18 protein-coding genes are annotated in these 17,994 nt (G+C 73.0%); 7 read left to right on the forward strand and 11 right to left on the reverse strand.

Translation table 11 applies throughout. The features are described from left to right. Positions 1 to 188: 188 nt before the first annotated feature. The 6 genes from ACH54P_RS41625 to ACH54P_RS41650 all read right to left on the reverse strand — a co-directional run bounded on the left by ACH54P_RS41625 (position 189) and on the right by ACH54P_RS41650 (position 6,064). Positions 189 to 1,487 (reverse strand): sensor histidine kinase, encoded by a 1,299-nt coding sequence (locus ACH54P_RS41625; RefSeq protein ID WP_489908797.1) that lies wholly within the window; start codon positions 1,485 to 1,487, stop codon positions 189 to 191. A 2-nt stretch (positions 1,488 to 1,489) separates the two neighbouring features. Continuing rightward, positions 1,490 to 2,200, reverse strand: a complete 711-nt coding sequence (locus ACH54P_RS41630; protein ID WP_489908798.1) for a response regulator transcription factor — start codon at positions 2,198 to 2,200, stop codon at positions 1,490 to 1,492. A 71-nt stretch (positions 2,201 to 2,271) separates the two neighbouring features. After that, entirely contained in the window at positions 2,272 to 2,970 is a 699-nt protein-coding gene (locus ACH54P_RS41635) for an IclR family transcriptional regulator (protein WP_489908799.1), read from the reverse strand. A gap of 27 nt (positions 2,971 to 2,997) precedes the next feature. Next, a complete protein-coding gene (locus tag ACH54P_RS41640; RefSeq protein WP_489908800.1) occupies positions 2,998 to 3,810 on the reverse strand; it encodes a sugar phosphate isomerase/epimerase family protein in 813 nt (270 codons plus the stop codon). Next, on the reverse strand, positions 3,810 to 4,943 hold the full coding sequence (locus ACH54P_RS41645) for a dihydrodipicolinate synthase family protein (RefSeq protein ID WP_489908801.1): 1,134 nt from the start codon (positions 4,941 to 4,943) through the stop codon (positions 3,810 to 3,812). Before ACH54P_RS41645 ends, ACH54P_RS41640 begins: the two co-directional genes overlap by 1 nt. 80 nt (positions 4,944 to 5,023) lie before the next feature. After that, positions 5,024 to 6,064: a LacI family DNA-binding transcriptional regulator gene (locus ACH54P_RS41650; RefSeq protein WP_489908802.1), complete on the reverse strand. Its 1,041-nt coding sequence runs from the start codon at positions 6,062 to 6,064 to the stop codon at positions 5,024 to 5,026. A gap of 213 nt (positions 6,065 to 6,277) precedes the next feature. Between ACH54P_RS41650 and ACH54P_RS41655 the strand changes: the two genes are divergently transcribed. The 3 genes from ACH54P_RS41655 (at position 6,278) to lpdA (ending at position 8,948) form a co-directional block, all read left to right on the forward strand. Then, on the forward strand, positions 6,278 to 6,682 hold the full coding sequence (locus tag ACH54P_RS41655; protein WP_489908803.1) for a nitroreductase family deazaflavin-dependent oxidoreductase: 405 nt from the start codon (positions 6,278 to 6,280) through the stop codon (positions 6,680 to 6,682). Between the two features lie 63 nt (positions 6,683 to 6,745). Next, a complete protein-coding gene (locus ACH54P_RS41660) occupies positions 6,746 to 7,507 on the forward strand; it encodes a lysophospholipid acyltransferase family protein (RefSeq protein ID WP_489908804.1) in 762 nt (253 codons plus the stop codon). Positions 7,508 to 7,556: 49 nt separating this feature from the next. Next, positions 7,557 to 8,948: a dihydrolipoyl dehydrogenase gene (lpdA, locus tag ACH54P_RS41665; RefSeq protein ID WP_489908805.1), complete on the forward strand. Its 1,392-nt coding sequence runs from the start codon at positions 7,557 to 7,559 to the stop codon at positions 8,946 to 8,948. A 112-nt stretch (positions 8,949 to 9,060) separates the two neighbouring features. On the opposite strand, the gene ACH54P_RS41670 is transcribed toward lpdA, so the two are convergent. Next, positions 9,061 to 9,507, reverse strand: a complete 447-nt coding sequence (locus ACH54P_RS41670; protein WP_489908806.1) for a GNAT family N-acetyltransferase — start codon at positions 9,505 to 9,507, stop codon at positions 9,061 to 9,063. 81 nt (positions 9,508 to 9,588) lie between these two features. Here ACH54P_RS41670 and ACH54P_RS41675 point away from each other — a divergent pair, with 81 nt between their 5' ends. Next, complete coding sequence (locus tag ACH54P_RS41675) at positions 9,589 to 10,476, forward strand: NADP-dependent oxidoreductase (protein ID WP_489908807.1); 888 nt, start codon at positions 9,589 to 9,591, stop codon at positions 10,474 to 10,476. Positions 10,477 to 10,630: 154 nt separating this feature from the next. Beyond that, positions 10,631 to 12,535 carry a S8 family serine peptidase gene (locus tag ACH54P_RS41680; RefSeq protein WP_489908808.1) on the forward strand — a complete coding sequence of 635 codons (1,905 nt, stop codon included), beginning with the start codon at positions 10,631 to 10,633 and terminating at the stop codon, positions 12,533 to 12,535. Positions 12,536 to 12,581: 46 nt separating this feature from the next. Here ACH54P_RS41680 and ACH54P_RS41685 read toward each other — a convergent pair whose 3' ends face one another. Continuing rightward, complete coding sequence (locus ACH54P_RS41685) at positions 12,582 to 13,214, reverse strand: class I SAM-dependent methyltransferase (RefSeq protein ID WP_489908809.1); 633 nt, start codon at positions 13,212 to 13,214, stop codon at positions 12,582 to 12,584. Positions 13,215 to 13,247: 33 nt separating this feature from the next. Here ACH54P_RS41685 and ACH54P_RS41690 point away from each other — a divergent pair, with 33 nt between their 5' ends. Further along, a complete protein-coding gene (locus ACH54P_RS41690) occupies positions 13,248 to 13,982 on the forward strand; it encodes an SDR family oxidoreductase (protein ID WP_489908810.1) in 735 nt (244 codons plus the stop codon). Here the strand turns inward: ACH54P_RS41690 and ACH54P_RS41695 are convergent. Beyond that, positions 13,979 to 14,998 (reverse strand): SDR family oxidoreductase, encoded by a 1,020-nt coding sequence (locus ACH54P_RS41695; protein WP_489908811.1) that lies wholly within the window; start codon positions 14,996 to 14,998, stop codon positions 13,979 to 13,981. The two genes, ACH54P_RS41690 and ACH54P_RS41695, sit on opposite strands and share 4 nt — an antisense overlap. 71 nt (positions 14,999 to 15,069) lie before the next feature. Here ACH54P_RS41695 and ACH54P_RS41700 point away from each other — a divergent pair, with 71 nt between their 5' ends. Continuing rightward, complete coding sequence (locus ACH54P_RS41700) at positions 15,070 to 15,948, forward strand: LysR family transcriptional regulator (RefSeq protein WP_489908812.1); 879 nt, start codon at positions 15,070 to 15,072, stop codon at positions 15,946 to 15,948. Here ACH54P_RS41700 and ACH54P_RS41705 read toward each other — a convergent pair. Together ACH54P_RS41705 and ACH54P_RS41710 are read right to left on the reverse strand one after the other, a co-directional pair. Beyond that, the gene (locus tag ACH54P_RS41705; RefSeq protein WP_489908813.1) at positions 15,945 to 16,418 is read right to left on the reverse strand and encodes a nucleotidyltransferase domain-containing protein; all 474 of its coding nucleotides are present in this window, start codon (positions 16,416 to 16,418) and stop codon (positions 15,945 to 15,947) included. The two genes, ACH54P_RS41700 and ACH54P_RS41705, sit on opposite strands and share 4 nt — an antisense overlap. 95 nt (positions 16,419 to 16,513) lie before the next feature. Then, positions 16,514 to 17,959: a peptide ABC transporter substrate-binding protein gene (locus tag ACH54P_RS41710; RefSeq protein ID WP_489908814.1), complete on the reverse strand. Its 1,446-nt coding sequence runs from the start codon at positions 17,957 to 17,959 to the stop codon at positions 16,514 to 16,516. Positions 17,960 to 17,994 lie beyond the last annotated feature (35 nt).

The following is a 17,994-nucleotide window of genomic DNA, read 5'->3' on the forward strand; positions in this document are numbered from 1 at the left end:
ACAGGTGATTCATTGCACAACGCGCACGGATCGTGGCGAATCGTTCCAGGACCGGAAAGGGCATCACGCGTGTCCAGCGGGGCATCACGCGTGATTCCCGGGGCATCACCCCGATGCCCCTCCAGACACGCGTGATACCCCTCCAGACACGGGTGATGCCTCGCCGAGCACGGGTGATGCCTGCCCGGTCACGCCGGGGTGGCCGGGTCGTCGGCCGGGAGGAGGAGCGTGAACGTCGGCGGGGCCGGGCGGCTCAGCCGCAGCCGGCCGCCCTCGGCTTCGGCCAGGCTGCGCGCCAGCGGCAGGCCGATCCCGTGGCCGCCGGTCGTGGCCGCGAACGGGTCGGTCTCGCCGAGGTCGGGGCCTTCGTCGGCGACGTCGATGGCGAGCGCGTCACCGGCGTCGCGGGCGGTCACGGTGACCGTGCCCCGCCCGTGCGTCACCGCGTTGTCCAGCAGCACGCCGAGCACCTGCCGGACCGCCGCGGCCGCCACCCGCGCCGGCGGCGGGTCCTCCCGGACGATCCGCAGCGCCCGCCCGCGCGGCTCCAGCAGGGCCTCGCCGGACTGCCGGAGCTCGTCGAGGAGGGCGTCGAGGTCGAGCTCGGCGCGCGGTGCCCGGCGTTCCCGGCCGAGGGCCAGGAGGTCCTCGATGGTGCGTTCCAGGCGGTCGGCGGACGCGATCCCGGCTCGGATCGCCTCGCGCGGGTCCGCGCCGGGCGTGTGCAACGCGGCTTCGAGCTGCAGGCGCAGCCCGGTCAGCGGGGTCCGCAGCTGGTGCGACGCCTCCGCGGAGAACGCGCGCTCGCGTTCCAGCGTCTCGCCGATCCGGGCGGCCGTGGTGTCCAGCGCCACGCCGACCTGGTCGATCTCGGCGATGCCCGCGCGCGGCGACCGGGCGGTGAAGTCGCCGTCGCCGAGCCGCTCGGCCGCGGCGGCCAGCTCCTCCAGGGGCCGGACCAGCCGCGTGGTGAACCGCCGGGCCATCAGCCAGCTCATCCCCGTCGTCGCGACCGCCAGCCCGGCCATGCCCACCCAGGTCAGCACGATCCGCAGCCGCAGCTGGGACAGCGGCAGCGCGGCACGGACCACGCCGGTCACCCGGGAGCCGCTGACCACCGGCACCGCCAGCACCATTTCGTCGCCTTCGCGGCCGATGACGACGTCCACCGTGGCCTTCGCCGCCTGCCGCTCGACCGTGCCGCCGACGGCGGGCCCGTGCCCGGCGAGCAGCCGCCCGTCCGCGGCGTAGACCCCGACCTCGCCCCCGGTTTCGTCGTCCTCCTCGTCGAGCGGGGGCACGGCGGGCCGACGCCCGGCGTTCAGGTCCTCCGCCACGGCGAGCGCGGTGGCGTCCGCGGCCCGCTCCAGGTCGCCCTTGGTGTCGTCGTGGTAGTACTGCCACACCGCGAAGCCCAGCGGCAGGGCGAAGAGCAGGGTCGCGACCAGCGCGGCGAGCACCGTCAGCGAGGTGATCCGGCGGCGCACGGCTACCCTTCGGCCGCGGTCCGGGCCGGATCCTCGAGCCGGTAGCCGTGCCCGCGCAGGGTGGCGATCCGGGGCACCTCGGCGTCGGGTCCGGCGGCCGCGGAGAGCTTGCGGCGCACGGCGGCGATGTGCACGTCCAGCGTCTTCGTCGAGCCGTACCAGTGCGCGTCCCAGACCTCGGACATCAGGGTCTCGCGGCTGACGGCGACGCCCGGCTGCTCGGCGAGCCGGGCCAGCAGGTCGAACTCCTTGGCCCGCAGCACCACCTCGCGCCCGTGCAGGCTGGCGCGGCGCCCGGCGATGTCGACGGTCAGCCCGCCGATGGTCACCGGGGGCCGGGCCCCGGCCGGGGCGCCGCGGCGCAGGTGCGCCCGCACCCTGGCCAGCAGCTCGCCCAGCCGGATCGGCTTGGTGAGGTAGTCGTCGGCGCCGGCGTCGAGGCCGACGACGACGTCCATCTCCTCCTGCCGGGCCGTGAGGATCACCAGCACCGCGGCGGGCAGGGCGGTCCGCAGGCGGCGGCAGACCTCGACGCCGTCCAGGTCGGGCAGGCCGAGATCGAGCAGCACGAGGTCGAATTCGCCGGTTTCGGCGGCCTGCTGCGCCGTGCGGCCGTCGCGCCGCCAGCACACCTGGTAACCGTGCAGTCGCAGGGTCGATTCGAGCACGCTGCCGATCGCCGCGTCGTCTTCCACCACCAGCAGGTTCGGCATGCCGGAAGCCTAACCAACGAACCGCGGGGAGCAGCGTGGCGGAAGCCATATCGATCCGGGCCGGCCGCTCCCTATTCCGGTCTCGTGCCGAACCCGATCCGCGAAATGCGTCGTGCGGCCGCGGTGACGCTGTCGGCGAGCGCGGCGACCTGCGGCTCGCCGAATCGGCTGGACGGTCCCGTGAGGGTGAGGGCGGCCAGGACCCGGCCGTCCCCGTCGTGCACCGGCGCGGCCACGCTGGACGCGCCCGCCTCCGGCTCGCCGTGACTGACCGCGGGGCCCTCGGCCTCGCCGGCGAGCACCTGCCCGGCGGCTCCGCACCCGGGCGGCAGCTCGTCGCCGACGCGGCCGACGTGCCGGATGGCCCGCGGGCCCTCCTGCTGGGCCACGCAGACCAGCACGGCGGTGCTGCGCACGTACAGGTTGACCGTCTCGCCGCACTCGGCCGCCAGCTCGCGCAGCACCTGGCGGACCGGCTCGGGCAGCTGCCACGCCGTGTTCGCCAGCTGCGCCCAGCGGAGCATGCCGGGCCCGACGGTCACCTGCCCGTCCGGGCGCGTCCAGAGCAGGCCGCGCTGCTCGCAGGTGGCGACCAGCCGCAGCACCGTCGTCTTCGCGAGACCGCTGGCCGCGGTGAGGTCCTTGACCGCCCAGGTCCGGCGCTGTTCGGTGAAGTGGGCGAGCAGGTCGAAGGCGCGCAGCACGCTCCGGACCGTCCCGTCGTCGTGGTGCTCGTCCGCCTTCACCGTGCGTCCCCCCGTCCGCCACACCGGCCCAGCGTATCGGCGGGCCGACCCTCAGGCCACGTACCGCTCGAACGCCGCGACGGTCTCGGCGAGCACCTCCGCACCCGGCCGCGCCCACAGGCCGGCGTTGAACACCTCGACCTCGATCGGGCCGGTGTAGCCGGCGGCCTCGACGCGGGCCCGCAGGTGGCGGTGGTCGATCGGGCCGTCGCCGGGCAGCGCGCGGCCCAGCAGGGGGTCGGGCAGCGGCACGAGGACGTCGCACACGTGGAACCCGGCGATCCGGCCGGCGGCCGCCGCGATCGACTCCTCGATCCGCGGGTCCCACCAGACGTGGAACTCGTCGACGATCACCCCGACCTGCTCGGCCGGGTGCTCCGCCGCGATCGCCAGCGCCTGGTCCACAGTGGACAGCACGGACCGGTCCGCGCACTGCATCGGGTGCAGCGGCTCCAGCCCGAGCCGCACCCCGCGCTCCCCGGCGTACGGCGCGAGCTCGCCCACGGCGTCCGCGACCCGCTGCCGGGACGCGGCGAGGTCGTTGCCCGCGATCCCGCCGACGACCAGCACGAGGACGCCGGCGCCGAGCGCGGCGGCTTCGTCGATCGCCTCCCGGGTCTGCGCGACACCGTCCACAGGGGACCCTTCCGGCGTCACGCCGGTGAAGAACCCGCCGCGGCACAGCGACGAAACCCGGACACCGTGCTCCTTGAGCAGGCGCGCGGCCTCGTCGACGCCGGTTTCCGCGACCTTGTCGCGCCACAGGCCGATCCAGCCGACGCCCGCCGCCGCACAGCCGGCCACCGCTTCGGGCAGCGACCAGGCCTTGGTGGTGATCTGGTTGAGGCTCAGCCGGGGGTCCATCACGCCACCCCCGCGACCTGCAGCAGCGGCCGCATCCGGGCCACGGCCAGGTCGGGGTCGGCGAGCACGCCGGCCTCGTCGGCCAGCCGCAGCAGCGTGGCGAGGTGGGTGATCGTGCGCGCGGACTCCTGGCCGGCGATCATCCGGAAGTGGTCCTGGTGCCCGTTGAGGTGGGCGAGGAAGACGACGCCGGTCTTGTAGTGCCGGGTCGGGGCGCGGAAGATTTCGCGGGCCAGCGGCACGGTCGGGTCGAGCAGGGCGCGGAACCCGGCGCGGTCGCCGTCGTCCAGACGACGCAGCCCCGCCGCGGCGACCGGGGCGATCGGGTCGAAGATGCCGAGCAGCGCTTCGCTGTGGCCTTCGCCGTCACCGGCGATCAGCTCGGGGTAGTGGAAGTCGTCGCCGGTGTAGCACGCGACGCCGTCCGGCAGCGCCCGCCGGAACCCGGTCTCCACCTCGGCGTCGAGCACCGAGATCTTGACCCCCGCCACGGTGCCGGCGTGCTCGGCGCAGAGCGTCGTCAGTTCCCGGGCCGCGGCGCGGACGTCGTGGTGGCCCCAGTAGCCGGCCAGCGCCGGGTCGAACTGCTCGCCCAGCCAGTGCAGCAGGACGGGCCCGCTCGTCCCGGACAGCAGCTTCCCGTAGGCCGCGTGGTAGTCGTCCGGGCTGGTGGCGGCCGCGGCCAGCGCCCGGCTGGCCATGACGACCGGGACCGCGCCCGCACCGGAGACCAGGTCGAGCTGCTCCCGCCAGGCGTCCACAATGGACGACACGGTGGCCGGGCCCGGCGGCAGCTGGTCGGTGCCGACCCCGGCGACCCAGCGCCGTCCGGCCGCGATCGCGCCGGTGCGGGCGACGAGCTCCTGCGTCGTGGCCCAGTCGAGGCCCATCCCGCGCTGCGCGGTGTCCATCGCCTCCGCGACGCCGAGACCGGTCGACCACAGGTGCTCGCGGAAGGCCAGCGTCGCGTCCCAGTCCACCGCGTAGGGCTCGTCGGCCAAGGCGTCCGCCACGACGTGCGCGGCGGCGTAGGCGATCCTCGACGCCGGCGGCGTCCCCGGCGGCTCGGGGAGCGGCGGGCCGGACGGTGACCAGTCCAGGAGCCCGCCGCCGGGAACCGGGAGCACGAGCATCGGGAACCTCCGAGCGAGTAAGAAAGCGCTTTCTCCAACCACGGTAGGGCCTGCGCGGGAGCACGACAAGGCCCGTCCGGTCAGCGCTTGGGACGCGCGGTGCTTTCGCGCAGGACGACCTCGCCGGAGAGCCGGATCGTCCGCGGCCGGGTGCCGCCGGACCCCTTGATCGCCAGGTCCATCGCCCGCTCGCCCAGCTCTTCCAGCGGCAGCCGCACGGTGGTCAGCGCCGGGGCGAGGTCGCGGACCACCGGGATGTCGTCGAAGCCGGCCACCGAGATGTCGCCGGGGACGGACAGGCCCTCCTCGCGCAACGCCGTCAGCGCGCCGATCGCCATCACGTCGGTGACGGCGAAGACGCAGGTCGGCAGCTTGCGCTTGCGGCCGGCGAGCAGCCGCTTCGTCGCGTCGTAGCCGCCGTCGCGGGTGAAGGCGGCCTCGACGACGTCCTCCTCGCGGAGCTCGATGCCGTGCGCGGCGAGCTCACCGGAGAAACCGGCCAGCCGGTCGATCACGGTGCTCAGCCGCCGCGGCCCGGCGAGCACCGCGAACCGCTTGTGCCCGAGGCCGACCAGCGCCTTGGCCAGCTCCGCGGCGCCGCCCTTGTTGTCCGGCTGGACGGTGTCGATCTTGAGCCCGCGGTGGCGGCTGACCGCCGCGACCTGCCCGCCGCCACGCCGGTAGGGCTCCAGTTCGGCGGCCATCGCCCGTTCCCACGCCCGGTCTTCGAACGCCGAACCGATCAGCAGGATGGCGGCGGCCCGCTGGGCGCGCAGCGTCGAGACGTAGGCGACCTCGCGGTCCGGGTCGCGGAACGTGCCGGCCAGCATCACGAGCAGCCCGTTGTCCGTGGCCACCCGCATCACCCCGCCGGCGATCGCGGCGAAGTACGGGTCGCTGACGTCGTGGCAGATCACGCCGACCGTGCGGTGGGTCCCGCCGGCCAGGGCCTGCGCGTGCGCGTTCGGGGCGTAAGCCAGTTCGGCCGCGGCGGCGGAAACCCGCTCCCGCAGGTCGGCGCGGACGGACGCGGTGCCGTTGAGCACCCGCGACGCCGTCGCGAGCGAGACGTTCGCGCTGCGTGCCACGTCTTCCAGTGTCACGTGCGGCCGGGCCTTCATGGCTCCTCCAAGATCGGTCTCGGGCGTACCCGTGTGCTCGGTCGGTGCAATCTACTGGGAGGAGGGGGCGGGCGGAGAAGCCGCTGCTCGGCGACGGTCCCCCGAACGAGTGAAAAGTGCCGGGAAGATCCGCAGCGGCGTGTTTGTTGTTCCCCAGGGGAACCGTCATGTGGTGAGCCCGCCACACCCTGAAGAACGCGAAAGGAAGCGCCCATGCTGTTCGGTGACGAGCACGTCCGCCGCTACGAGGAGACCGACGGCGAGGTCGGCCACGAGTGGAAGGAAGGCGTCCCGACGCTGGTGCTGACCACGAAGGGCCGCAAGACCGGCCAGGAGCGCAAGTTCGCCCTGATCTACCAGGAGGTCGACGGCAACCCGGTGATCGTGGCCTCCAAGGGCGGCGCGCCCAACCACCCCGGCTGGTACTTCAACCTCGTCGAGCACCCCGAGGTCGGCGTGCAGGTCAAGGCGGACAAGTTCAAGGCCCGCGCCCGCACGGCCTCCGGTGAGGAGCGCGCGAAGCTGTGGGAGAAGCTCGCCGCCGTCTGGCCGGACTACAACGAGTACGCGAAGAAGACCGACCGCGAGATCCCCGTGGTGGTGCTCGAGCGGCTGTGATCTGCGCCGCGTTCGGCGCGCGCGGGGGCCGATCCGGCCGGTCGTGGGCTACGAATGACAGTCATGGACCGCTGGACCGCCCTGGAGACCGAAGGTGAGCTGCTCACCCGACGCCAGATGATCGCCTACGGCCGGCGCTTCGCCCGCGCCGGCCGGGGCGCCTGGTACAGCTTCGCCATCGAGGTGGTCTGGCAGTTCCTCGCCCAGACGACCCGCTTCCGCGTGCGCGGCTCGCACCACATCCCCAAGTCCGGGGGCGTGCTGGTGGCGTCGAACCACCTGTCGTTCGCCGACCCGACGACGTTGACGGCGTTCTGCCTGGCCGCCGGCCGCGTGCCGCGGTACCTGGCGAAGGCGTCGCTGTGGAAGCTGCCGCTGGTGGGCCGCGTGATGCGCTCGGGGCGTCACATCCCGGTGTACCGCGGCGCGGCGACGGCGGCGGAGGCCTACCGCGACCTGGTCGCCTCGGTGCGGGCCGGCGAGTGCGTCGCGGTCTTCCCCGAAGGCACGTTCTCGAAGGACCCGGCCGGCTGGCCGATGCGCGGCAAGACCGGCATCGTGCGCGCCGCCCTGGAGACCGGCGCACCGGTGATCCCGGTGGCCAACTGGGGCACCCACCACCTGCTGCCGTCGACGGCCCGGTTCCCGCGCGTGGTGCCGCGCAAGACGGTGGAGCTGGTGGCGGGACCGCCGGTCGACCTGTCCGACCTGCGCGACCGCCCGCTCACCCGCGAGGTGCTGGAGGAGGCGACGGCCCGGATCATGGGCGCGGTGACGTCGCTGCTGGAGTCGATCCGCGGCGAGGAACGCCCGGTCGCCGCCTGAGGCCCGCGTCACCCCGCCCGGACCTGCCCGAAGGGGTAGTTTCGGGCGTATGAGTGCACAACACTTTGATGTCGTCGTGTTGGGGGCCGGGGTCGGCGGCTACGTCGCGGCGATCCGCGCGTCCCAGCTGGGGCTGAGCACCGCGGTGGTCGAGGAGAAGTACTGGGGCGGTGTCTGCCTGAACGTCGGGTGCATCCCGTCGAAGGCGCTGCTGCGCAACGCCGAGCTGGCGCACGTGGTGACGCAGGAGGCGAAGGCGTTCGGCATCTCGTCCGACAGCCCGATCAAGGTCGACTACACGGCCGCCTACGAGCGGAGCCGGAAGGTCGCCGACGGGCGCGTCAAGGGCGTGCACTTCCTCATGAAGAAGAACAAGATCACCGAGATCGACGGGCACGGCACCTTCGTCGACGACCACACCCTCGAGGTGAACGGCTCGCAGGTGACCTTCGACCACTGCATCATCGCGACCGGGGCGACCACGCGGCTGCTGCCGGGGACCTCCCGCAGTTCTCGCGTGGTCACCTACGAAGAGCAGATCCTCTCCAGCGAGCTGCCGTCGAGCATCGTCATCGCCGGCGCGGGCGCGATCGGTGTCGAGTTCGCCTACGTGCTGCACAACTACGGCGTCGACGTCACGATCGTCGAGTTCCTCGACCGGATGGTCCCGCTGGAGGACGCCGAGGTGTCGGCGGAGCTGGCGCGCCGCTACCGCAAGCTCGGGATCAAGGTGCTGACCTCGACCCGCGTCGAGTCGATCGACGACTCGGGCGCGTCGGTGCGCGTGACGGTGTCTTCGGAGAAGAACGGGCAGCAGGTCCTCGAAGCGGACAAGGTCATGCAGGCCATCGGTTTCCAGCCCCGGGTCGAGGGCTACGGCCTGGAGAAGACGGGCGTGTCGCTGACCGAGCGCGGCGCGATCGCGATCGACGGGCGGGGCCGCACGAACGTCCCGCACATCTTCGCGATCGGCGACGTGACGGCGAAGCTGATGCTGGCCCACGCGTCCGAGTCGATGGGCGTGGTGGCGGCGGAGACGATCGCGGGCGCGGAGACGATGGAACTCGACTTCCCGATGATCCCGCGCGCGACGTACTGCCAGCCCCAGATCGCGAGCTTCGGCTGGACGGAGGAGCAGGCCCGCGAGAAGGGCTTCGACGTCCAGGTCGCGAAGTTCCCCTTCACGGCCAACGGCAAGGCCCAGGGCCTCGGCGACGCGGGCGGCTTCGTCAAGCTGATCAGCGACGCCAAGCACGGCGAGCTGATCGGCGGCCACCTGATCGGCCCGGACGTCACGGAGCTGCTGCCGGAGCTGACGCTGGCCCAGCAGTGGGATTTGACGGTGCACGAGGTGGCCCGGAACGTCCACGCTCACCCGACCCTGGGTGAAGCGGTGAAGGAAGCCGTCCACGGCCTCGCGGGGCACATGATCAACATGTGAGCCTGCTCTGTCCTGACCCGTGGGTTCGCGGGTCAGGACACTTCGCGGTGATCTGCACCTCGGCGGAGCAGCGGCTCAGGGGTGCTGATCTCTGCTCGTTTTCGACGAACCGTCAACATTGAGGGACGTCGAAGCGGAGCTCCGGCCGTTCCCAGCGGATCTTCGGGGGTTTCGGCGGGATCGTGCCGGTGCGCCGCGCGCCCATGCGGAGGTAGAACTCCAGCGCGGGCGGGTGCGAGACGACCCGGACGCTCTTCAACCCCCGCTCGCGCGCCTCGCCGAGCAGGTGCGTGACGAGGCGTGCGCCGACGCCGAGGCCTTGCGCCGAGTCGGCCACGAAGAGCAGGTCGAGTTCCTCTTGCCGCAGCGCGGAGAAGCCGACGATGTTGTCCGCCGCCGTGGCGATGAACGTCGGGTTCGTTTCGACGTACGCGGGCGTGACTTCGTAGCCCTCGAGGATGGATGCGTAATCACCTTGGTACGCCGAGGAAGCGTGCATCAGGGCGGTCAGGGCGCCGGCCTGCCGGGGTTCGGCGCGGGCGATCCGGATGTCGGTCATGCGCGCACAGTACGGCGGGGCACCGACAGTTTCCGGGGCCGCTCTTGACTTCAAGGTAACTCGAAGTATCAGGCTGACGCCATGAAAGCCGTAGCGTTCACCGAATTCGGCGGGCCCGAAGTGCTCCGCGTCCTCGACCTGCCGGAGCCGCACGCCGGGCCCGGGCAGGTCCGCGTCCGCGTCAAGGCCGCCGGGGTGCAGCCGTACGACGCCGCCGTGCGGGCCGGGTGGGAGCCGCCCGGTCTCGCCCTCACCTGGCCGCGCGTGCCCGGCAACGAGTTCGCCGGCGTGGTCGACGAAGGCGAACTCGAGGCCGGGACCGAAGTTCTCGGCTTCACCGCCGTGCAGGCCGCCGCCGAATACATCGTCGTCCCCGCCACCGACGTCACGCCGAAGCCGCCGGAAATGCCGTGGGAGGTGGCCGGCGGGTTCACCGCGGGCACGCAGACCGCGTCGATCGCGTTGGAAGCGCTGAACCTGCGGAAAGGCGAGACGCTGCTCGTCCACGCCGCCGCCGGGTCGGTCGGCACCGCCGCGGTCCAGCTCGCGAAGCTCGCGGGCGCCGACGTGGTCGGCACCGCGAGCGAGGCCAACCAGGACTACGTGCGCGGGCTGGGCGCCACGCCCGTCGTCTACGGCGAAGGGCTGAAGGAACGCGTCGCGCCGCTGGGGATCGACGCCGTGCTCGACGGCGCCGGCGGCGCGGCCCTTGACCTCTCACTCGAACTGGTGAAGGACCGGAAACGGATCCTCACGCTCGTCGACCACGGCCGAGCCGCGGAGCTCGGGGTGCTCGTCTCGAAGTCCGGACGGTCGGCCGCCCGGCTCGCTGAGCTGGCCGCGCTCTACGCGAAAGGCGATCTGCGGTTCCACGTCCGCCGCGCCTACCCGTACACCGAGGCGGCGGCCGCGCACCGGGAAATCGAGACCGGACACGGCCGGGGAAAAATAGTTCTCACCTTTTCCTGAGGTGCGTTCCGGTCCTGACCGTTCCAGCATGTGGTCGTCCGGACGATTCCGACTTTGGTCGGTGGACCCCTGACCGGTCACTATCTAGATTCTCCCCATTACACCCGGTTGGGTGTCATTCGGTCGAGTGGCCGAGTACCACAGGGAGACATCGATGGTGAGATTCAGCCGGGTCGCCGCGCACGCGGTTCCGCTGACGGTCGGCGCGTTGCTGCTGACCACAGGGGTCTCGGCGGCGCAGCCGTCCACGGTGGACGCGGCGGCCGCGCGCACCGGGGCGGGCATCGGCGCGCTGCAGAGCATCAAGCAGAGCCTGACCCCCGCGGAGCGCAAGCAATCGAGCCAACTGGTCGTCGAGAAGCGGTTGCGGGCGGACCGGTCGCTGGCCGCGAAGCTGCCCGACTACCGCTCGGGCGTCGGCGTCAGCGGCGCCGGCACCGTCTCGGTCGACATCGCCGCCCACGGCCAGGCCGTCGCGAACGCCGTCAAGGCGGCGGGCGGTGCCGTCCGCTTCACCTCGCCGGACGGCACCGTCCGCGCCGACCTCCCGCTGTCCGCCCTGGACGCGATCGCCGGCCGCGGCGACGTCGCCGAAGTCAAGCCCGCGGCGCAGGCCACGACCTGGAGCGAACCCGGCAACCGGGACCTGCGCCAAGCCGTGGCCGCGAAGGCGGCCGCCGCGACCCAGGTGTCCGAAGGCGACAAGGCGCACGGCGCCGACGCCGCCCGCACGACCTACGGCGTCAGCGGCTCCGGCGTCAAGGTGTGCGTGCTGTCCGACGGCGTCGACTCGCTGGCGAAGTCGCAGGCCGCCGGCGAACTCCCCGCGGTCGACGTCCTGGCCGGCCAGAAGGGCAGCGGCGACGAGGGCACCGCGATGCTCGAGATCATCCACGACCTCGCGCCGAACGCCACCCTCGGCTTCGCCACCGCCTTCACCAGCGAAGCCGGCTTCGCCTCGAACATCCGCGCGCTGCGCAGCACCGGCAACTGCCAGATCATCGTCGACGACGTCTCCTACTTCGACGAGTCGCCGTTCCAGGACACGCAGGTCGCGCAGGCGGTCAACGACGTGACCGCGGCCGGCGCGCTGTACTTCTCCTCGGCCGGCAACTCGGGCAACGCGACCGACGGCACCAGCGGCTACTACGAAGGCGACTTCCGCGCCTCCTCGACGAAGATCAGCGGCGTCACCGGCACCCCGCACGACTTCGACCCGAGCACCACCACGCAGAACTTCGACGCGCTTTCGGCGGGCTCGCTCGGCCGCCCGGTGACGCTGTTCTGGTCCGACCCGTGGGGCAAGTCCGCCAACGACTACGACCTGTTCATCCTGAACTCCTCGGGCAGCGTCGTGGCCTCCAGCGAAAACGGCCAGTCCGGTTCGCAGAACCCGTACGAGATCGCTTCGGTGCCCAGCACCGGCTCCGGTTACAAGGTCGCGGTGGTCAAGTACAGCGGCGCCGACCGGTTCCTCGCGCTGAACGTCATCCGCGGCCGGTTCGTGGCTTCGGGTTCGCTCAAGGCGTTCAGCACCAACGGCGTCACCAACGGCCACTCGGCCGCGGCGAACGCGTTCAGCGTGGCGGCGGCCCCGGCGGCGGGCGCGTTCACCCGTCCCCTGGAGACCGGTGACCCGGCCAACCCGGCCGGCCCCTACCCCGGCCTCTACACCGCGTCGAGCAAGTGGGAGCGGTTCTCCTCCGACGGCAAGCGGCGCCTGTTCTACAACGCCGACGGCACCGCGATCACCCCGGGCAACGTGTCCTCGACCGGCGGCACGGTCCGCAACAAGCCGGACATCACGGCGGCCGACGGCGTGGCGACCTCGGTGAGCGGCTTCCAGCCGTTCTTCGGGACGTCGGCGGCGGCCCCGCACGCGGCGGCCATCGCGGCGCTGCTGCTGTCGGGCAAGCCCACCGCGACCCCGGCCCAGATCCGCTCGGCCCTGGTGTCGAGCGCGATCGACCTGGGCACGCCCGGGTTCGACACGGTGACGGGCACCGGCGTGATCATGGCCGGCCCGGCGCTGGCGGCGCTCGGCGTGGCGGCCAAGTAGTTCCTCGGAAACGGGGGTCCGGCGCGAGCCGGGCCCCCGTTTTTCGTCATTCCGGCGCGGTGACCAGCAGGTGGAAGCCGATTTCGCCGTGGCCGAGCCGCTCGTGCCGACGCACGCCGAGCCCGGCGCGGGTGAGCGCGGCCTCGACCTCGGCGACCGGGCGGAGGCGGAAGCCGTGCTCGGTGAACAGCGGTGACCCGCTCATCGACTCCGGATCGCCGATGCCGAGCACGAACGTGCCGCCCGGTTTCAGCACCCGCGCCACCTCGGCGAAGGCGCCGTCGAGGTCGTCGACGAAGTACACGGTGTTCGTGGTGATGATCGCGTCGACCGAGCCGTCGTCGAGGGGCAACGCCGTGATCGGGCCTTCGTGCAGCCGCAGCCGGTTCGCGGCGATCTCCCGGCGGAAGGCGCGGCGGGCCCGCTCGAGCATCGTCGTGGAGATCTCGACGCCGTGCACCGTGCCGGCCTCCCGCAGCAGCAGCGCGAGCCCCAGCCCGCCGCAGAACCCGATGTCGAGGGCCGTTTCGCCGCCCGCGAGACCCAGCGCCGCGACGGCCTTGGTGATCGGCTTGCGGTTGCCGCGGTTGAGCATCGCGCCGACGACCCGGCCGCGCAGGCCGCTAGGGTGGCCGAGTTGCCGGGCCAGCCCGGCCTGGAAGCTTTCGCGAAGTCCCATGTGGGCAGTCTGGCAGGCATCCGAGGAGGCGTCATGGCGAAGACCGCGGTGGTCACCGGAGCGGGGTCGGGAATCGGGCGGGCGGTCGCCCGGGCGCTGCTGGAAGACGGCTACCACGTCGCCCTGGCCGGTCGGCGGGCCGATGCTCTCGACGAAACCGGCGCGGGCTTCGAAAACGCGCTGGCCGTGCCTGCCGACGTCTCCGACGAACAAGCCGTCGAGGCGCTCTTCGGCGCCGTCCGCGAGCGGTGGGGGCGGCTCGACCTGCTGTTCAACAACGCGGGCATCTCCGCGGGCGGCACGGTCGCCGACCTGTCCGTCGAGGACTGGAAGCGCACCGTCGACGTCAACCTCACCGGGATGTTCCTCTGCGCCCGCCAAGCCGTGCGGCTGATGAAGGAGCAGGACCCGCGCGGCGGCCGGATCGTCAACAACGGCTCGATCTCCGCGCACGCGCCGCGGCCGGCGAGCGTCGCCTACACCGCGACGAAGCACGCCGTCACCGGGCTGACGCGGTCGATCTCGCTCGACGGCCGGGCCTGGGACGTCGCCTGCGGGCAGATCGACATCGGCAACGCGGCCACCGAGATGACCGAGCGGATGGCCGCCGGCATCCCGCAGGCCGACGGCCGGATCCTCGCCGAGCCGACGTTCGACGTCCGGCACGTGGCCGACGCGGTGCGGTACATGGCGGCCCTGCCGCTCGACGCCAACGTCCAGTTCCTCACCATCACCGCGACGACCATGCCCTTCATCGGCCGCGGCTAGGGGATCACCCGCGCCTTCCGGAACTCGTCGAAGAGCCGGTAGAACATCTGCTCCGTCTCGACGTACTCGTGGAACCCCGCCCGCCGCGACTTCGACGTGTCCGCGAACATGTCGTAGTCCCAGCCGAACACGAAGTCGCCGAACGCCCACGACGCCGAGACGTCCGCATAGGACGCCGTCAAGCCGTGGCGAGCCGCCATCGACGTCCACAGTGGACCCTTGTCGCCCATCACCACCGGCAGGGACATCGGCAGCGGCGGGGCCACCTCCAGGCCGAAGTACGCCGCCAGCTTCGGCCAGAGCTCGCTCCAGCGGAACAGGTCGCCGTTCGCGATGTTGAACGCGCCTTCGTGCCCGGTCGCCCACACCGTCGCCGACGCCAGCAGGCCCGCGTCCGTCATCTCCAGCAGGCTGTCGTACGCGCCGGGCTTGCCCGGGAACCGCAGCGGCAGCCCGAGTTCCTTCGAGATCGACGCGTACACCGCGATCACCAGCGCCAGGTTCATCGGGTTGCCCAGCGCGGTGCCGCCGACCACCGACGGCCGGATCGCCGACCACCTCCACGGCCCCTGCCGCCGTTCGAGGAACGCCTGCTGGTCGACGTTGAACTCGGGCGGCATGTGCCCCGCGTCGGTCTCGCGCGCCGGGGTCTTGAACGGGCCGAGGTGCGCGCCGTAGACCTTGTAGCCCTGCATCAGGCTGACGTGCTCGAGGCCGGGCGCCGCCGCCTCGACGGCGTCGACCAGGTTCGTCAGCATCGCCAGGTTCGGCGGGACGAGCTCCGCCCACGTCGGTTTGTCCTGGTAGGTGGCGTAGAACAGGTGCGTCGTGGCGCTCAGCGGGCCGACCTTCGCCCGGGTGTCGGCGGGGTCGAGCAGGTCGACGGCGACCGTGCCCGGCCCGCCCCGGCGGGAGAGGCCGACGACGTCCCAGCCGCCGTCCCCGCGCAGGTGCTCGATGAGGTTCTTGCCGATGATGCCGTTGGCCCCGGCGACCAAGGCGGTCTTTCGCGTCATGCCACCGATGCTGGTCACGCCCGCGCGATAAGTCCAAGGCTTAGTTGTCACGGCAGCGATAAGGTGCGTTCATGACAAGTCTGCGGCAGCTCGAGTACCTGGTCACGGTGGTCGACACCGGCTCGTTCACCCGCGCCGCCGAGCAGCTGCACGTGACGCAGCCCGCGTTGTCCCACCAGATGCGGGCCCTCGAACAGAGCCTCGGCGGGCCCCTGCTCGAACGGCTGCCCCGCGCGGTCCGGCTCACCCCGATGGGCCGGGCGATGCTGCCGCACGCGCGGGCGGCGCTGGCCGACGCCGAACGCGCGCGCTGCGCCGCCCGCCTCGCCTCCGGCACGACGGCCGGCGAGCTGCAGGTCGCGACGGTGTACTCGGTCGGCCTCGGCGTGCTGCCGCCCGCGTTGCGCGTGTGGCGGCGCGACCGGCCCGAGGTCGACGTCCGGCTGATCGAGTTCCGGCACGCCGACGAGCTGCGGGACGCGATGGCCGCGGGCGAGGCCGACGTCGCGCTCGGCCCGCGGCCCGGCGGCTGGGCCGGGCCGGTGCGGGAGCTGGGCGTCGAGGAGTTCGTCGTCGTGCTGCCCGCCGACGGCGCCGCGGAGGACGACGCGACCGGCGTGGTCGACCTGGCGACGCTCGCCGGCTGCGCGTGGGTGCACTACGCCCCGGGCAACGGCCTGGCCGAGCTGGTCGACGCGGCGTGCGCGGCGGCGGGCTTCCGCCCGCGCGCGGCGGTCCGCACCGAGCAGACGGCCGCCGCGCCGATCCTGGCCGCGGCGGGTCTCGGCCCGGCGCTGGTCCCGGCGAACGTCCTGCCCGCCCGCTTCGACGGCCGGGTGCTGCGGCCGGGCGTGCCGGTCCGGCGGACGCTGGCCGCCTACACCCGCGCCGAACCCGATCCGCTGACCACGGCGTTCATCGAGACCGTGGTCGAGCACGCCACGGTCTAGAGGCGGTCCAGCCACGGATGGCCCTGCTCCAGGGCTCTGGCGAGCCAGCGCCGCTGAGCGTCGCCGAGCACCGGCAGGGTCGCGGCGAAGTCCTGCTCGTCCTTGGGCCGGGTGTGGCGCGCCTTGGCGAAGAGCTGCACTTCCGGGGCCAGGTAGGGGAGGCCGTCCGGCGAGACCGCGCCCAGCTCGCCGATCGGCCGCCGCACGGCGGGGTCGCGGCGCGAGACCCACTCGCCGCCTTCGCTCTCGTCGAGCATGACCTGGATCCGCCACGGCGCCGACGGCCCCGGCCGGCACCACACGTCGTCGACGCCGGGCGGCAGCACCTCGCCGCGCCGCCACGGGCGCAGCGTGCCGGGCGGGTCGGCCGCCCACCACTCCCACGACGGCAGCGCCTCCTGCACCGCCGCCTGGTCGCGCCGCAGCAGCAGGACGTCGACGTCGCCGTGCTCGCGGAACGCGTGTCCCACGGCGAGTTCGATCGCGTACCCACCCGCGATCCACTACGGGGCCCCGGTCCGGGAGAACAGCTCGGCCACCTCGGACAGCGGCGCGGGATCCCAGGTCACGACACCGAGATCCCCGCCAGCACCGGTCCCGTGAACGGCGTCGTCGTGACGTCGTGGGCCCGTGCCGACCAGACCGCGTGGCCGTGGCCGGACCACAGCGGGGCCACCGGCAGGTCGCGCAGGAGCTGGTTCTCCGCCAGCCGGTACAGCTCGCCCGCCTCCTCCGCGCTCGCCGCCGCGTCGGCGAGGGCGAGGTTCTGGCGGAAGACCTCGTCGGTGTACCCCGACTCCTCGGCCAGCTTCGAAAGCAGCTCGTACGGGCTCGCCGTGACCAGCTTGACGTCCAAAGTGGCCGGCCCGTCGAGGGTCCCGTTGTGCGGGATCGCCTGCGCGGTCACCGAAACGTCCAGGGCCTGGTGCAGCCCGACCACCAGCGTCCGCGTCCAGGCTTCGGCGCCGGGTCCGAAGTAGACGGTCGCACCGCCGGGGAAGGACGCCTGCTTCAGCAGCGCCTTGCCTGCCGCCGCGTCGAAGCTGCACGGGCGGCACGTGCCGGACCGCTCACCGGGGGCGTCCGACGGCGGCAGCAGCGCCTTGGCCGGGTCGACCTGGTGGGCGAGGGGCCCGGCTTCCAGGGCGGCGCGGTCCACGCCGAGCGCGAAGCCGTGGCGGACGGTCGCGTCGGCGAACCGGGGGTTCGTCACCGGGAAGGCCAGGTAGCCGGCCTGCGGCAGCGCCCAGGTCGCGTGGCGCTCGCCGAAGTCGCCGTGCATGGCCTCGTGCTGCTCGCCGGGCACCTCGGTCGCCAGGTCGAGCGTGCCCGCCTTCACCGCGTCGTACTGGGCGGCCGGCTCGCCGACCCGCAGCTCGATCTCCGCGGCCTTGCCTTCGCCGACTCGCTTGAGGGTGCCACCCGAGCCGGGCTTCCACGGTCCGTCGAGCCGGTAGGGGCCGTTGCCGATCGGCGCCTTCGCGAAGCCGTTCCAATCGCGGGAAGCGAGCACGGACGCGGGCAGCGGCACCAGGCCCGGCGCCGAGAGCAGCGCGGGCACCTGGCCGGACGGGCGGTCGAGCGTCAGCGCGATCGTGTCCGGAGCCGCGGCCTTGATCTCCCGGGCGCGCAACAGCTTCGTCAGGATCGGCGAGGAGAACCACTTCGCGTCCGCGATCGCCTTCCACGTGTCCACGTAGGACTGCGCGGTGACCGGCGTCCCGTCGTGGAAGGTCGCGGGCCGCAGCTTGACCGTCCAGTGCACCCGGTCGGCGCTCGCGATCGACTCGGCCGCGCGCGGGGTGACCTTCCCGGACGCCGCGTCGTAGTCGGCCAGCGGGGTCCACAGCGCGCCGGTCACCAGCCGGCCCGCCTGGTCGGCGACGTCGGCGGGCAGCAGCGTCGCGGGCTCCCGGATGCCGGCGGACAGGACGCCGGGGCGGGCCGGATCGGGGTCGGAACAGCCCGTGACGGCGAGGGCCACGACGGCGAGGAGGACGAGCAGGCGCATGCGCCAGTCCTACCAGTCGGAAGACAACCAAAGAC

This window comes from Amycolatopsis sp. N2S4-7 (genome assembly GCF_058119595.1).

Coding starts and splice junctions, on each gene's coding strand:
- ACH54P_RS41630 (WP_489908798.1), bottom strand. CDS start 2,200: ATGCCGAACCTGCTGGTGGTGGAAGACGACGCGGCGATCGGCAGCGTG.
- ACH54P_RS41640 (WP_489908800.1), bottom strand. CDS start 3,810: ATGGACCCCCGGCTGAGCCTCAACCAGATCACCACCAAGGCCTGGTCG.
- ACH54P_RS41645 (WP_489908801.1), bottom strand. CDS start 4,943: ATGCTCGTGCTCCCGGTTCCCGGCGGCGGGCTCCTGGACTGGTCACCG.
- ACH54P_RS41650 (WP_489908802.1), bottom strand. CDS start 6,064: ATGAAGGCCCGGCCGCACGTGACACTGGAAGACGTGGCACGCAGCGCG.
- ACH54P_RS41655 (WP_489908803.1), top strand. CDS start 6,278: ATGCTGTTCGGTGACGAGCACGTCCGCCGCTACGAGGAGACCGACGGC.
- ACH54P_RS41660 (WP_489908804.1), top strand. CDS start 6,746: ATGGACCGCTGGACCGCCCTGGAGACCGAAGGTGAGCTGCTCACCCGA.
- lpdA (WP_489908805.1), top strand. CDS start 7,557: ATGAGTGCACAACACTTTGATGTCGTCGTGTTGGGGGCCGGGGTCGGC.
- ACH54P_RS41670 (WP_489908806.1), bottom strand. CDS start 9,507: ATGACCGACATCCGGATCGCCCGCGCCGAACCCCGGCAGGCCGGCGCC.
- ACH54P_RS41675 (WP_489908807.1), top strand. CDS start 9,589: ATGAAAGCCGTAGCGTTCACCGAATTCGGCGGGCCCGAAGTGCTCCGC.
- ACH54P_RS41680 (WP_489908808.1), top strand. CDS start 10,631: ATGGTGAGATTCAGCCGGGTCGCCGCGCACGCGGTTCCGCTGACGGTC.
- ACH54P_RS41685 (WP_489908809.1), bottom strand. CDS start 13,214: ATGGGACTTCGCGAAAGCTTCCAGGCCGGGCTGGCCCGGCAACTCGGC.
- ACH54P_RS41690 (WP_489908810.1), top strand. CDS start 13,248: ATGGCGAAGACCGCGGTGGTCACCGGAGCGGGGTCGGGAATCGGGCGG.
- ACH54P_RS41695 (WP_489908811.1), bottom strand. CDS start 14,998: ATGACGCGAAAGACCGCCTTGGTCGCCGGGGCCAACGGCATCATCGGC.
- ACH54P_RS41700 (WP_489908812.1), top strand. CDS start 15,070: ATGACAAGTCTGCGGCAGCTCGAGTACCTGGTCACGGTGGTCGACACC.
- ACH54P_RS41710 (WP_489908814.1), bottom strand. CDS start 17,959: ATGCGCCTGCTCGTCCTCCTCGCCGTCGTGGCCCTCGCCGTCACGGGC.